Origin of the sequence: Vibrio sp. Evd11 (genome assembly GCF_900382755.1) — a bacterium.
GTDB lineage: Bacteria > Pseudomonadota > Gammaproteobacteria > Enterobacterales > Vibrionaceae > Vibrio > Vibrio lentus.
Genome location: NZ_OSDX01000009.1, coordinates 1 through 15,438, shown reverse-complemented (window position 1 = coordinate 15,438; position 15,438 = coordinate 1). Strand labels below are relative to the sequence as shown.

7 protein-coding genes are annotated in these 15,438 nt (G+C 47.3%); 3 read left to right on the top strand and 4 right to left on the bottom strand.

Annotation, left to right across the window (positions count from 1 at the left end; translation table 11 throughout):
- Positions 1-5: 5 nt before the first annotated feature.
- The gene (gltX, locus tag ED652_RS05660; protein ID WP_017110162.1) at positions 6-1,433 is read right to left on the bottom strand and encodes a glutamate--tRNA ligase; all 1,428 of its coding nucleotides are present in this window, start codon (positions 1,431-1,433) and stop codon (positions 6-8) included.
- 331 nt (positions 1,434-1,764) lie between these two features.
- Here gltX and ED652_RS05655 point away from each other — a divergent pair, with 331 nt between their 5' ends.
- Both ED652_RS05655 and ED652_RS05650 read left to right on the top strand, forming a co-directional pair.
- Positions 1,765-4,542 carry a copper-translocating P-type ATPase gene (locus ED652_RS05655; RefSeq protein ID WP_122053802.1) on the top strand — a complete coding sequence of 926 codons (2,778 nt, stop codon included), beginning with the start codon at positions 1,765-1,767 and terminating at the stop codon, positions 4,540-4,542.
- Positions 4,532-4,972 carry a DUF411 domain-containing protein gene (locus ED652_RS05650; RefSeq protein WP_041472752.1) on the top strand — a complete coding sequence of 147 codons (441 nt, stop codon included), beginning with the start codon at positions 4,532-4,534 and terminating at the stop codon, positions 4,970-4,972. Before ED652_RS05655 ends, ED652_RS05650 begins: the two co-directional genes overlap by 11 nt.
- A gap of 261 nt (positions 4,973-5,233) precedes the next feature.
- Here ED652_RS05650 and ED652_RS05645 read toward each other — a convergent pair whose 3' ends face one another.
- The gene (locus ED652_RS05645; RefSeq protein WP_122053801.1) at positions 5,234-5,971 is read right to left on the bottom strand and encodes an oligogalacturonate-specific porin KdgM family protein; all 738 of its coding nucleotides are present in this window, start codon (positions 5,969-5,971) and stop codon (positions 5,234-5,236) included.
- A gap of 536 nt (positions 5,972-6,507) precedes the next feature.
- Positions 6,508-9,162 carry a beta-N-acetylhexosaminidase gene (locus ED652_RS05640; protein WP_122053800.1) on the bottom strand — a complete coding sequence of 885 codons (2,655 nt, stop codon included), beginning with the start codon at positions 9,160-9,162 and terminating at the stop codon, positions 6,508-6,510.
- A 405-nt stretch (positions 9,163-9,567) separates the two neighbouring features.
- On the opposite strand from ED652_RS05640, the gene ED652_RS05635 reads away from it, so the two are divergent.
- The gene (locus ED652_RS05635) at positions 9,568-10,440 is read left to right on the top strand and encodes a TraB/GumN family protein (protein ID WP_122053799.1); all 873 of its coding nucleotides are present in this window, start codon (positions 9,568-9,570) and stop codon (positions 10,438-10,440) included.
- Between the two features lie 268 nt (positions 10,441-10,708).
- On the opposite strand, the gene ED652_RS05630 is transcribed toward ED652_RS05635, so the two are convergent.
- The gene (locus tag ED652_RS05630; protein ID WP_162929919.1) at positions 10,709-14,740 is read right to left on the bottom strand and encodes a hypothetical protein; all 4,032 of its coding nucleotides are present in this window, start codon (positions 14,738-14,740) and stop codon (positions 10,709-10,711) included.
- Positions 14,741-15,438 lie beyond the last annotated feature (698 nt).

The window sequence follows — 15,438 nt, the reverse complement described above, 5'->3', positions numbered from 1 at the left end:
CTCAATTAAGCGTTAGCTTCACGCTCAGCGATGAACTCAAGAGCCATCTTGATACGAGCGATTACGCGCTCTTTACCAACAAGCTCCATCACAGCATCAACAGAAGGAGACTGACCACCGCCTGTTACTGCTACACGAAGTGGCATACCGATTTTACCCATGCCGATCTCTAGCTCTTCACATACCGCTGCAATCACACCATCTTTGATGTTTACAGTAGTGAAGTCTTCAAGCGCTTCAACCTTAGCAAGAGCAAGTTCTAGTGGGCCTTTAGCAACACCACGTAGGTGCTTCTTAGCCGCGCCAGCTTCAAACTCAGAGAAGTCTTCGTAGAAGTAACGAGACTGCTCAGCAAGTTCGATAAGCGTGTTACAACGCTCGCCAACTAGCGTGATCACTTCAGTGATCGCTGGGCCGTTTGTTGTATCGATCTTCTGTGCGTCTAGGTGCCATTGCAGGTATTTTGCAACGTACTCAGGCTCAGAAGTCTTGATGTAGTGGTTGTTCAACCAAAGTAGCTTTTCAGTGTTGAATGCAGATGCAGACTTGCTGATTGCTTTAAGGCTGAAGAACTCAATCATCTCTTCTTGAGAGAAGATCTCTTGGTCACCGTGAGACCAACCTAAACGAACTAGGTAGTTGTTCAGTGCATTTGGTAGGTAACCTTCGTCGCGGTATTGCATTACAGAAACAGCACCGTGACGCTTAGAAAGTTTCGCACCGTCATCACCAAGAATCATTGCACAGTGAGCGAAAGTTGGAACTGGCGCGCCTAGTGCTTCGTAGATGTTGATTTGACGAGGTGTGTTGTTGATGTGGTCTTCACCACGAACAACGTGTGTGATACCCATATCCCAGTCATCCACTACAACCACGAAGTTGTAAGTTGGAGCACCATCTGTACGACGAATGATTAGGTCATCAAGTTGGCTGTTAGAAATTTCAATTCGACCACGAATTTGGTCATCAAATACTACGCTGCCTTCTTTTGGGTTACGGAAACGGATAACGCACGCATCACCTTCTTTTGCTGCTTCGTTTGCTGCAACAATTTTCGGGTGGTTCGCATCGTAACGAGCCATTTCCTTGTTTTCTTCTTGCTCTGTACGAATTTCGTCAAGCAGCTCTTTAGACGCGTAGCATTTGAATGCTTTGTCTTCAGCAAGTAGCTTATCAACCATTTCGTTGTAACGGTCAAAACGCTTAGATTGGTAGTAAGGACCTTCATCCCATTCCATACCCATCCATTGCATGCCTTCTAGAATTGCATCAACCGCTTCTTGAGAGTTACGCTCAAGGTCCGTGTCTTCGATACGTAGAACGAATTCACCACCTTGGTTCTTAGCGAATAGCCAAGAGTAAAGTGCAGTACGTGCACCACCAACGTGAAGATAGCCAGTTGGGCTAGGAGCAAAACGAGTTTTAACCGTCATTTAAATACCTTGATTATGTAGGTGATTCTTTTAGTGGGGTCTAATACAAAGTCTGTAATAGCCAAATATCACTAAATTTTGGGCGCTATTTTATCACCACCGCTTAAATCTACAATCAGTAGTGAATGATTAATGCGCGGATCTTGTGCGAAAGCCATTGTAGAAAGGCAAAATTCAGCTTCGATGTCGCAAATCTATAGCCTGAGCCAATAAATTATAGCCACGCTTTTCTTTAACTCCCGCTTATTTCACCAACGTAACTCACCCATTCATATACCACTAAGATCAAATTCTTGAATTTATGTTTGACCTTACCCTTACGGGAAGGTTTATGTTAGGCGTAGATGAGAATTGGAGTATCGATATGAACCATTACACAACCGCGCTCAACGGCCTAAATTGCATGGGTTGTGCGAAGAAAGTTCGCACCCTGTTTGGTGAACTCGACAATACGACGATCAATGATATATCGCCGACATACATCGATATTTCGACTCCAATTAATTACGTTAAACTCAACGAACAATTGGCGACGCTTGGTTATAGCATGGGCAATAAACTGCACCTTTCGTTATCCGGTCTTAGCTGCGGTAAGTGCGTGAACAAGCTGACTCAAGCACTTGAACAAACCGAGCAAATCTCAGACCTAGAAATCAGCAAACATGAATTGTCGTTGGTTACTCTGCTTTCAGAACCCGAGCTTATTGAGTTGATCGAAAGCGTGGGTTATCACGCGGCTCCCTACACTGAAGTTAATAAGCCTTTATCTAATTCAGAAGACGATAAAAAAACAGCGCCAGTGGAACCGACACAAAATAAACCTGCTGCTAGCCAATATACCTATCATCTTGTTCTTGAGGGAATGACGTGTGCGAGTTGTGTTTCTTCGATAGAGAAAGCGCTGAAAAAGAATGAGTTCGTCGACCAAGCTCAGATCAATCTTGCAGAACAAACAGCCTTGGTTTTCACATCTAAAACACGAGATGTCATCGAAAGCGCGCTAATAGAATCGGTAAAAACCGCAGGTTATGGTGCAGAGTTCGTTGATGACGCGGCGACTCAACAACAAAAACAGCAAGAGCAACAACTTCGTACCCAAAAAGCTTTCCTAAAGAACTCAGTAAGTGCACTGCTTATCGGTGCTCCGCTGATGGCGTGGGGTCTGTTTGGTGGCAGCATGACTATTACTACATTTAACGACCAATTGGCTTGGGGCTTAATCGGTGTCGTCTGTTTAATACTGCTAGCCACTTCAGGACGCAGCTTCTTCACTAACGCTTGGCAATCACTGATGCACAAGCGTGCGACCATGGATACGTTAGTTGCTTTGGGCACTGGCGCTGCATGGTTCTACTCAATGCTGGTTGTGCTTATTCCATCATGGTTCCCAGAGCCGTCGCGCCATGTCTATTTTGAAGCGAGCGCCATGATTGTTGGCCTTATTTCTTTGGGTCACTACATTGAAGCCAAAGCCAAAGCACGCACCACTAAGTCTTTGCAGGCACTGATTAACTTACAGCCTCAAAAAGCGGTGGTTATCGCCGATGGTAAAGAACAAACCATCGCCGTCGAAGCTATTCAAGTCAGTATGCAAGTTCGAGTAAAGCCAGGAGAAAAAGTCCCTGTCGATGGTGTCGTGGTATATGGCGAATCTTATATCGATGAATCGATGCTGACTGGCGAACCGCTTCCCAACGTTAAATCGATTAATGATGGCGTTTCAGCAGGTACCATCAATGGTGATGGCAGCTTAATCATTGAAGCCACGGGAATTGGCTCAAGCACCATGTTGGCTCGAATCATTCAGATGGTTCGCCAAGCACAAAGCAGCAAGCCTGCGATTGCTAAGCTCGCTGATTCGATCTCTGCCGTTTTCGTACCTGTTGTGGTCGCGATCGCAGCCATTGCCGCCCTAGTTTGGTTTTTTGTTGGACCTCAACCTAGTGCAAGTTACATGCTCGTGGTATCAACCACAGTGCTGATCATCGCTTGTCCATGTGCATTAGGCCTAGCCACACCGCTTTCGATTACTGTTGGCGTAGGTAAAGCGGCTGAGTTTGGCGTTCTTATTAAAGATGCGGATGTATTGCAGTCTGCCAGCAAGATCGATGCTGTTGTGTTTGATAAAACCGGCACCCTAACCCAAGGTAAGCCAACCGTTCAGCAGGCATTTTATGGCGATTTTTCAGAGCAAGAGCTGCTGGCTTATGCCTATTCGGTAGAGATAGGGTCAGAACACCCGCTAGCGAAAGCCGTTTGCCAATATGCAGAGAACTTACAAGTTTCAGCGCTACCCCATAGCGAGTTCGAAAACCAACGTGGGCTTGGAGTACAAGCAATAATTAACGGCAAGAAGGTTCAAGTAGGCTCTCTTAAGTACCTCACCCGACTCAGCATCAATACAGACATTGGCGCCGACTTTATCGAGCTTTGTCGTACACAAGCATGGACACCCATCTTCGTTGTAATCGATCAAAAACTGGAAGGCATATTTGGCATTTCAGATGCATTAAAAATAGATAGCAAACAAGCTATTGCTCAACTAAAATCCGCCGGAATCCACACCGTTCTATTAACGGGCGACAACGACTCTGTTGCTCAAGCAATAGGTAAAAGCGTCGGCATCGACGAAGTGATTTCAGAAGTGCTTCCAGAGCAGAAAGCTCAACACATTGTTCAGCTGCAACAGCAATATAAGAGTGTTGCCATGGTCGGAGACGGTATTAACGACGCGCCTGCACTTGCTCAAGCAGATATAGGCATAGCTATGGGTAGCGGCAGCGATGTGGCGATTGAAAGTGCGCAAATGACGCTGCTCAACTCATCACCACTATCCGTGAGCAATGCGATCGAGCTGTCTCAAGCAACCGTGAGAAACATGAAGCAAAACCTCTTTGGTGCCTTTATCTATAATTCACTTGGTATTCCAATTGCGGCTGGTGTGCTCTACCCATTCTTTGGATTTTTACTTAGCCCTGTCGTTGCAGGCGCTGCGATGGCGATGTCATCAATCACCGTAGTCAGCAATGCCAACAGATTAAGACTGTTCAAACCCACTCATTCTAATATCAACAAAAACCATATTCATGAGGTTAACCATGATTCGTAAAGTTATGACTCTTACTGCACTCGCTGCAATTTCAGGACAAGCTCTCGCTACTGATGTTCTCAACCATAAGTCTCCATACTGTGGCTGCTGCACAGAATGGACAGAACACATGCAAGACGCAGGTTTCGATGTCACAGAGAAACTTCATGATGACATGAATCCTATCAAGCAGAAGTTAGGAGTAACGCCAGAGCTGGCTTCTTGCCATACGGCAGAGATCGACGGTTACGTATTTGAAGGGCACATTCCAGCAGAGGACGTGAAAGCCTTTTTAGAAAACCCACCACGCAATGCGATTGGCTTGGCGGTTCCAGGTATGCCTATGGGCTCGCCGGGCATGGAGTATGGCGATAAGAAAGACGAGTATTCTGTTTATGCGTTTAACGAGAAAGGTCAGGTGTTTGAATACCGTCACTACAACGGAAAATAAAGCTTAACTAGACCAACGCAAAGCAATAAAAAGAAGTCATAAAAATAGAGCCTAGCATGAGTAAACCCAAGACTATGGTTTACTTGCTAGGCTCTTTGCTTTTGGACAGTAAAGCAAATCTTGTCGCGGCACCAACCGGGCTGTTAGTACCGCTATGTTTTCGTCGCTAGTTAGCAAAAACTCTATTTAACAAAAAAGCTAATTAGCGAAGAAACTCACTTGGCTAATAATCTAATCGATTAAGCAGCCAAGTGAATCAGCTTAGAAGCCGTAAGAAGCACCGAATACAAATGCATGGTTGTCAATGTTTGAACCAGTTGAATCTTTTACGCCGTTTGCTTGGCTACGGTACTCAAAGTAAGGTTGAACTCCGTTGCGAGTCCACGTAGCACGAAGCTCGTGATCCATAGAATCTTGCTTCTTCATTACGCCGTTGCCTTTATCTGACTCATTGCCAGCAAAAACATACACGTTGTTGTAGCTTAGTGTTAGCTCGTTATTTACAGAGTAAGCGATACGGTTGTCCATGCGAACGTCTGTGCTGCGGTTGCTATCTTCGCTGATGTGGGCACGTGTACGGTTACTGATTGCGATTCCATTGTCAAAGTTGTAGCCAACTTTAATCAGTGGTCGGTACTGAACAGTATCACCTTCAACAACTAAATGTTGGTAACCCGCTGCAACCCAAAGGTTGTCATTGATGTTGAACGCTTGCTCACCACCAATAGTCCAACCAGGACTTGCAGAAGAGCCCGCTGGATTCGCGGTTGTACGTTCAGTCGTCAACTCACCTAACTGGATGCCATCAATCTCGGTGTAAACAGTAAAACCACCAAAATCGAAATCAAAGGTATGGCCAGCCTCTAAAGTAGACGTCATTTTCGAACCGTGAAGATCGTCAGTATGCGCTTGAAGGTTACCAGTAACGTAAGAAGAGTCCGCTAGAACGTTTGAAGAGAATGCGACTGCAAGAGCGCTTAATGCAAATACTTTTTTCATAATTAACTGCCTTAGTTTAAATTTTTCAGCGACATATCTTCGGTATATCATTCACCTTCGCCGCTTGAGTAATTGGTAGCCTCCCTGGCATGAAATCTATCTTGCTCGAATTAATTTACGTTTCAAAATAAAAGGGCAAACAGAGTGATCTCTCTCACCATCAAAAAAAGGAAAGTTATTTAAATCAAATAAATCAATAAGTTAAAAATATAAAAATAGATAAAAAAAGAAACCCAATAATCAAAACGGATCAAGATCACGTTATTTCACGGCATAAAATTAGATTCAGTTGTTTCAATCACACCTGATTTATAGTTTTTTATGGGGGACTTATTTTTTGAAGAGAAGAATGAGAAGTGCGTCACTTTTGCGATGAAGCTCACCTTATGTGCATTGTTGACGTTATAAACAAAGGCTATTTCTATATGTTTCAGTTTAAGGAATGTACCGAACTTAGTTTGGACGAAAAAAAAGCTCCCACTTTTATCTGAGTAAGATAATAGTTAGGGAGCTCATCTATTAATGTTGCTTATCGATTATTTCACCGAAGTCACTCGACTTACTTTCTCGCCACTTTCAGAGATAGAGCGGATGTAAGTTTCGCCAGAAACCGAAGGACGTTGCTGCTCATCATACGTTAGCCAGTTTTCACCATCCGCTGAGTATTGCAGCTCTACGCCTGGGAATTGAACGTTCATCGCTAGCTTGCCATCAACAACTTTTGCCCCCGGAACTGGTAGTCGGTAATCAATACCCGCTTTCTCAAGCTTAGCCAGTTCACGTTGACCAACAATATTCGCGAAGCGATTAAAGTCGTTGTTTAAAGACTGCTTATTTACTAGGTCGGTATCTTGAGAGTACTCAACGCCCACTTTGTAGTCATTTTCCCAATCCGCTCTGTGCCATGCGCGCTCTGCTGCTGCAAGTACGCGAGGGAACACCATGTATTCATACTGCTCGTCGGTACGTACTGTTTCAGACCAAAGCTGTGCAGACAAACCGTAGAAAGGTTTTGCTTCAATCTCGCCTTTACCAGTGAAGCCATTGCCGTCACGGTCTAATGAGGTTTCCGCATTTTGTGGCATGTTTTCTGGTGCGAAACCGAACATCTTACGAGTATCCGTTGCACGCGTTGCCCAGTAGTAACCGCGCTCTGCTGCGTCTACTTCGTATGGCATATCCATGTATACGTAATCTGGGTTAGAGACAATCACGTCATAACCTTTCGCTGACCAATCGTACACTGATGAAGTGCCGCCCCAGTAAAGAACGTCCCAGAAGTTAACGCGAGTCGTTTCAGTAGCGAAGCCAGATTCACCCTCTTCCACATACTTCAAGCCATCTTGCCAAGCTTGGAAGTGTGGAATGCCTTTGTCTGCAACAATTTTTGATACTTCTTTTGCAAAGTAGCCAGGCAGGTGACCAAAATCACTCACCGAACCATCAGCAATCAAAGACTGACATTGTGGAGACTGTTGGAATGGTTTGTCTTGCTTGTCTAGCTCAATGTTACCTTTCCATGCCACTTTATCTTGAGCATCAACATCTTGAAAGCCTGCGCCTAGCTTGATGTTTTTCGCTTCATCACCACCAAAATGCCAAGTCGTTAGCGGCATACCCGCCTCATTGTGCATTGCTGCAATTTCAGTAATCACTTTATCAACAAAGCGAGTCGATGATTCCATACATGGGTTGACGAAGCTGTGCTTATCGTAGAACTGAATAGTCGTCACGTTTGAAGTATCTTGTGGATCCATCAAGCGATATTCACTTGCTTCAGCTTCTTTGCCTTCCGCCATTAGGCGAGTGTAACGCGCTTCCATTGATACCACAGCAGAACGAGCGTGTGCTGGCATATCAATTTCTGGAATTACTTCGATGCTGCGCGCTTTTGCGTAGCTTAAGATCTCGACGTAATCCGCTTTACTAAAGAAACCAGAGCCAAAGTTGTCTGTTGTTGGACCTGAACCTAGCTGAGGCAGTAAACAGCTTTGCTCTTCCAAATCAAAACAACGATTAGACCCTACATCCGTTAGCTCTGGTAAACCTGGGATTTCTAAACGCCAGCCTTCATCATCTGTTAAGTGAAGGTGCAATTTATTCATCTTGTATGCCGCCATTTGATCCAGCGTTGCTAGGATGGCATCTTTTGAGTGGAAGTTTCGAGCAACATCCACCATCACACCACGGTAATCGAAACGTGGCGCATCTTTGATCGACAGCTGTGGTAATGATTCAACGTTCTGACTGTCTATTAGGCCAAAAATAGACTGAACTGCGTAGAAAGCACCTGTTTTATCAAACGCTTTAATCGCAATCCCCTCTTCCGAGATGCTTAGTTCATAAGCGCCAGATTTTGCTAAATCACCCGTAAACTGAGTAGGAACAACGGCAACACTAACAGGTAGGTCGCCACTCACATCTACGTTTACCACATCTGCACGTTCTTCAATTGCAACGAACTGCTCAGCATCAAATGCCTCTTTCGGTAATGCAATACCACCAGCAATGCTCACTGAACCAACGCCCGCTTGTACCAACATTGGCGTTGGTAGTAAAGTGGTTGATACATCTTGCGTTGCCAGGTCAGCATTCTTTTCAAAGCGAGTAACCGCGGTTGCCATGACATTGTTGTCATCAGGTGTACGCTTAAGGTTGTTTCCTTCCAAACCGATTACGAACGACGCGACATCTTCCGTATTCAATGAAGCAATCATCTTAGGTTCAGCGTTTGGCGCCGTGACAAATGCACCCGGCATAAAGTCAGTTTCAAACAGTTGCCAGTACTCACTTGTTAGTGGAAGAATCACTTCTTCACCAGCGGCAAAACCATCGAACTTATCTGTAGGTTCTAGTTTGTGTAGGTCCCCCGTTACACGAGTAATTTTAAACTGTTCGTTATCAACATCTAAAATAAGGCGAATACTGTGGAAGTAGATAGTCCAATCTTTCGAATCAATCGCTTCACCGTCATTGGTCAGGGTCATGTTCACTTTATTACATGACGCCCACTCAGCACCTAGTTCCTGACAAGCCATGCCTTCATTCGCACCGTGATTGGTTAGAATTTCATATTGCACATCAAGGTTATCAGCCAGTGTATTAACAACCTGTTGCTCAGGTGCTTGCGTTACAGCACACCCCGTCAAACCAGCCAGTACCGCTACAGATAGTAAGTTTCTCTTCAACATCGTATTCACCCATAAATTAAAAAATTGAGTCAGAAGCAAAGTGGAGCGCTTCGAAAGTTAGATAAACTATATGGGCTTATTTTTTACCGTGAATTAAATCAAGTTAATAAAGTGATCAGCTTCAAATCTCAAAATTCGCGATAAAATTAATTACATAAAAATCATTAAGTTAGAATCAACGGCACTTCCGTCAGTTTTATTTTGACGTAAAAATTGAGAAATGAATCACAATCTTTTTAACGGATTTCATAAAATCGTGTTGTTGATAGAGAGAAAGGTTTAAGAGTTTGTTCGTGTTGTTATACTTTTCGTACAAACAACGTGACATCGTTCTCAAAAAAAACCGTTAAAAAACGCCGTCAAAATCAATTTTAACGAGTTCATATCTTTTAATAGGAGCTTTCCTTGCGCACATTTTGGTACGTAACTTTATTCGTTCTCGCATTTTCAGCCAAACAAGCTGCGGCCGAACCTCTTTATTGGCAAGCCAAAAAGGATGATCTGACGCTTACTATCTTAGGTTCTGTGCACGTTGGGGATGAGAGTATGTACCCACTTCCCGCACAGATCACTGACACGTTAAAACAGAGCGACGGATTAATTGTCGAGACGGATATAAGAAAGACAGAAGGCGTGGTGTATCCCACGACCACAGTGACCACGGGTGATGTATTAAACAAACAACAAAAACAATTATTAACGAGCATCTCAAAGTCTCTAGATATGCCAACTCCGCAGCTACTTAGCTCACCGCCTTGGGCAACCTCTCTATCGATACAGATGCAGCAGTTGAAGAAACTTGGCTACGGTTCGGCTGGCGGTGTTGATGCCACACTCGCTTATAAAGCAACAATTGCGGATGTTCCCGTCATCAGTTTAGAGGCTCTACAATTTCAAATAGACCTCATCGCAGGACAAAAAGATTCCGGTAAAGAGTGGCTAGTCAGTAGCCTTGAAGAATTTGACCAAACTGATCGTGTGGTTCATTGCCTAATTGAGAGCTGGAAAGCGGGTGATGTAGCGAAGCTTGAAGAGTTTGCGAAGCTGTCTAAAATGCCAACAGAGCTTGAGAAAGTATTCCTAACGGATCGCAACGTAGACTGGGCAAACAAACTAGCTGCCAATGACTGGAAGATAGAGTCAAAAGGGAACTATTTGATTGTGGTTGGTGCCTTGCACCTAATTGGACCAAGTAACCTTTTACAGTTATTAGAAGAGAAAGGTTTCAACGTGATACGACAATCACAAAGCGAACTAGCTAAATGTAAGGACGACTAAACAAACTAGGGCCAGTTTATCTTTTGAGCTGATTTTTGCGACGCGTTGCCATGTATTTATACAAGACAGAGGTATTAATGTATAGCTAGCCATCATGCAGAGCCGAGAACGTAGTCGCAATGGCCAACTCTCCGAAATATTCATCTACAAACGTTTAGCTCTTTGTTGAGATAAATTTAAGTGGTCCCCGTTACCGAAGGGCACGGGGACACCTTATTTCATTATTTCATTTTAAAGCCGTCACAACAAGGGCTGGCTTCACCATAATTTAATCGTTAACAAACATATTTCGATTAAATAGTTCTGTAATAATTGCATCACTATCAGCGCCACTTAACCCTAAATCAGCTTGTGAATATCCTTGAAGAACCACAGTCTGAGTGTTGCCATTATGGGTATATGTGAGCTCCATACTTCCTCCGCTTTCCGTAACAGTTAGCAACCCGAGTAAATCATCGACGGTTAATGGGTCAGGGTCGTTGAGAACATCAGTAAAATCTAATTTATCTATATCTGTTTCAAAGTCCGTAATCGTATCCGACTCGCCGTCTACGAAATTAGTATCAAAGACGAATATATCGTCGTCTGAACCACCGGTTAAGATATCGGAACCAAAAGACCCCACCAAAGTATCACTGCCTGCAGACCCAGAAAGGGAATCACCTCCTCGACCACCATAGACAGTATCATTTCCTGCTAATGCATTAATAGTGTCTGCAGCTGAAGTACCTGACAATACGTCGTCACCAGCGGTTGGCGAGATAGCAGCATCTGCGCCATCGGATACGGTAATCGTAATCACCTCATCGTAGGTCAAACCAGTACTATCGGTAAGTCGAACAGTCATGTTTAACGTTTCCGCGACTTCGTAATCAATTTGGCTGGCGTCATTAACCGTCACCAAACCTGTCGCACCATCAATGGCAAACGCCCCATTGGCGTCATCAGCTAACGAGTAGGTCACGGTATCGCCGACGTCTGGATCCACAAAAGACAAAGAACCCAGTACAATATCGCCAGTTACCGCCGTTTCATTGATCTGACCGAAACCAATTTGTCTTTTTACAACACTAGAGCCATTACCGTCACCAATCACAGCATCATTAGTTTGCCAAGACACAATCACCTCACCGGTCGTCAACTCTGCGATAGAAGGAGATGGGTTAAGGCTACCTGCTGTTCCGATGACTACTGCTGGTGTTATCGCAGTACCATCCGCTTCAAGATACTGTCCCATCACTGAGGTGGAATCATTCCATACAAGATAATAACGTCCCGAAGCCAACGCTATGATCTCTGGCTGGGAAGTGGTACCAGATGTCGTCACTTGAACGGCGGCCAACGTCACTGCACCACTGCTATCCCATGTTTGCAGGTAAATGTCACCTGCATTTTCATAAGCGGCCGCAACCCCCCCATCCACCGTGTTTGTCAACTGAACATTATCGCCTGAATTCCCCCCGCTACCAAATAAAGAAGAACTGATGAGCGTACCTTCGGAATTATAAATGGCTAAGGTGTGTGGATTGGTATTCCCATCCCGAAACGCCACCACGAAGTTACCATTGTCGAGCACTGTTAACCCGGTTCTAGAACCAGCAAAGCTGGCATCGACCGTAATAGGCCCAAGAACTTGCGCGCCTGCTGTGGTATGAACTTCTAATACAAGCTTATCCGGAGAGCCACCGCGATCTTCATAAACGATCGCAATGTCGCCACTTGGCGTTTCCGCTATGTTGTAGTTATATGCAAGCCCTTGTACATAGTAACTCGACACTGGGTTCCCTAAAGAATCAAATACAGAAATCCCGGCATAGTAAGTTCCAAGGTGTGCCATCATCGTCGAGATCACAAACCCACCATTGGAGAGAGTGAGAATATCCATCGGATTCCCTGGGTTATTCCCGGCCACATAATACAGCGTCTCACCACCAGATTTGGTGCCATCAGCGTTGTACATTTGTAAGCGGGATGACCACCCACCCACTGCGTTGTTCCACGCCACCACGTAACGACCATCGGCTAGAGACGTAGTTACCGAAGCACTCTGATTACCTGATGTTGTGGTATTGACCACAACCGAATCTTCACCAGCGGTGCCCCACACCAGATCGGTAGGCGCTTCGGGCAAGTCAACCGTAGCAGTTTCGGAATTGGATGCCAAATTGCCTGCTAAATCGGTCACCGATGCAACAACGGTCATTGTACCCTGAGTTAACCCTTTACCAGTGAGATCCGTTGGCACACTCCATGCATTACTTGTCACCGTCGCACTAAAGGTAGTTGAGGCGCCCACACTGTCCGTTACAGTGAGAGTTACCACTTGCCCATCTTCGACATCCGTAGTAGTACCAGACATCACAACGTTGTTCGCTTCTGTCCACGTAACGTCGAAGTCATCAATAGCAACAATATCAATTGTCGGAACAGAGCTATCAAATGTGACATCTTGGCTTGCGGTTAACTCGGTGTCGTTGCCCACATAATCGAGCACCCGCACTTGGTACGTCTGCACTTCCCCATCGGTGCGGGTGGTCGCGTCCACGTAACTCCAGCTGCTGCCACTGACCGTGGCGTCATTCCACGTCGTGCCGCCATCAAGGCTCACTTGGACGATGTCGTTATTGACTGTTCCGGTCAGGCTACCGCTCACGGTGATGCCATCCACGTCGTTGGTGATAAAGTCTGCCGCACCTGAGTCATCAGTAATAGTATCGATAGAGACTGCCGTCACGCCTGAGTTGGTGCCACCGGTACCCGTACCGGTGCCGCCACCACTGCCGTCAACATCAAAGGTCACGGCTTGGCTGTCACTGAGCTCGGTGTCGTTGCCCACGTAATCGAGCACCCGCACTTGGTACGTCTGCACTTCCCCGTCGGTGCGGGTGGTCGCGTCCACGTAACTCCAAGATAGGCCGCTGACTGTCGCGTCGTTCCACGTCGCGCCGCCGTCAAGGCTCACTTGGACAATGTCGTTGTTGACCGTCCCGGTCAGGCTACCGCTCACGGTGATGCCATCCACATCGTTGGTGATAAAGTCTGCCACACCCGAGTCGTCGGTGATGCTGTCTATCGCAACACCAGTGATACCCGAGTTGGTGCCACCGGTTCCTGTACCCGTGCCGCCGCCACTGCCGTCAGTATCAAACAGCACAACTTGACTGTCACTGAGCTCGGTGTCATTGCCGACATTATCGAGCACGCGCACTTGGTACGTTACATTATCGCCATCCGCGCGAGCATTCGCATCCACGTAACTCCAACTGCTGCCACTGACCGTCGCGTCATTCCACGTCGCGCCGCTATCCAGGCTCACTTGGACGATGTCGTTGTTGACTGTTCCGGTCAGGCTACCGCTCACGGTGATGCCATCGACATCATTGGTAATGAAGTCCGTCGCTAGACCTGAGTCGTCGGTGATGCTGTCTATCGCAACACCAGTGATACCCGAGCTGGTGCCACCGGTACCCGTACCGGTGCCGCCGCCACTGCCGTCAATGTCAAAGGTCACGTCTTGGCTGTCACTGAGCTCGGTGTCGTTGCCGACGTAATCAAGCACCCGTACTTGGTAAGTCTGCACTTCCCCGTCGCTGCGGGTGGTGGCGTCGACGTAACTCCAGCTGCTGCCACTGACCGTGGCGTCGTTCCACGTCGCGCCGCCATCCAGGCTCACTTGGACGATGTCGTTGTTGACCGTCCCGGTCAGGCTACCGCTCACGGTAATGCCATCCACGTCGTTGGTGATAAAGTCTGCCGCACCTGAGTCATCAGTAATAGTATCGATAGAGACCGCTGTCACGCCTGAGTTGGTGCCACCGGTACCCGTACCCGTGCCGCCGCCACTGCCGTCAATGTCAAAGTTCACATCTTGGCTGTCACTGAGCTCGGTGTCGTTGCCGACGTAATCGAGTACGCGCACTTGGTAAGTCTGCACTTCCCCGTCGGTGCGGGTGGTGGCATCCGCGTAACTCCAAGATAGGCCACTGACCGTGGCGTCGTTCCACGTTGTGCCACCATCGAGGCTCACTTGGACGATGTCGTTGTTGACTGTTCCAGTCAGGCTACCGCTCACGGTAATGCCATCCACGTCGTTGGTGATGAAGTCCGTCGCCAGACCCGAGTCGTCGGTGATGCTGCCGAGTCGTCGGTCGTTCCACGTCGCGCCGCTATCCAGGCTCACTTGGACGATGTCGTTGTTGACTGTTCCGGTCAGGCTACCGCTCACGGTAATGCCATCCACGTCGTTGGTGATGAAGTCCGTCGCCAGACCCGAGTCGTCGGTGATGCTGTCTATCGCCACCGCCGTCACGCCAGAGTCGGTACCCCCAGTACCCGTACCCGTGCCGCCGCCGCTGCCGTCAATATCAAAGGTGACGGCCTGGCTGTCACTGAGCTCGGTATCGTTGCCCACGTAATCAAGCACGCGCACTTGGTAAGTCTGCACTTCCCCGTCGGTGCGGGTGGTGGTATCCGCGTAACTCCAAGAGAGGCCACTNTACCCCCAGTGCCCGTGCCCGTACCGCCGCCGCTGCCGTCAATATCAAAGGTGACGGCCTGGCTGTCACTGAGCTCGGTGTCGTTGCCCACGTAATCAAGCACGCGCACTTGGTAAGTCTGCACTTCCCCGTCGGTGCGGGTGGTGGCGTCCGCGTAACTCCAAGAGAGGCCGCTGACCGTGGCGTCGTTCCACGTCGCGCCGTTATCCAGACTAACCTGAACAATGTCGTTGTTGACCGTTCCGGTCAGGCTACCGCTCACGGTAATGCCATCCACGTCGTTGGTGATGAAGTCCGTCGCCAGACCCGAGTCGTCGGTGATGCTGTCTATAGCCACCGCCGTCACGCCCGAGTTGGTGCCGCCGGTACCCGTACCGGTGCCGCCGCCACTGCCGTCAATGTCAAAGGTCACATCTTGGCTGTCACTGAGCTCGGTGTCGTTGCCCACGTAATCGAGCACCCGCACTTGGTACGTCTGCACTTCCCCGTCGGTGCGGGTGGT

Excerpts from the sequence above, each read along its gene's own strand:
- gltX (WP_017110162.1), bottom strand. The coding sequence starts at position 1,433 with ATGACGGTTAAAACTCGTTTTGCTCCTAGCCCAACTGGCTATCTTCAC.
- ED652_RS05655 (WP_122053802.1), top strand. The coding sequence starts at position 1,765 with ATGTTAGGCGTAGATGAGAATTGGAGTATCGATATGAACCATTACACA.
- ED652_RS05640 (WP_122053800.1), bottom strand. The coding sequence starts at position 9,162 with ATGTTGAAGAGAAACTTACTATCTGTAGCGGTACTGGCTGGTTTGACG.
- ED652_RS05650 (WP_041472752.1), top strand. The coding sequence starts at position 4,532 with ATGATTCGTAAAGTTATGACTCTTACTGCACTCGCTGCAATTTCAGGA.
- ED652_RS05645 (WP_122053801.1), bottom strand. The coding sequence starts at position 5,971 with ATGAAAAAAGTATTTGCATTAAGCGCTCTTGCAGTCGCATTCTCTTCA.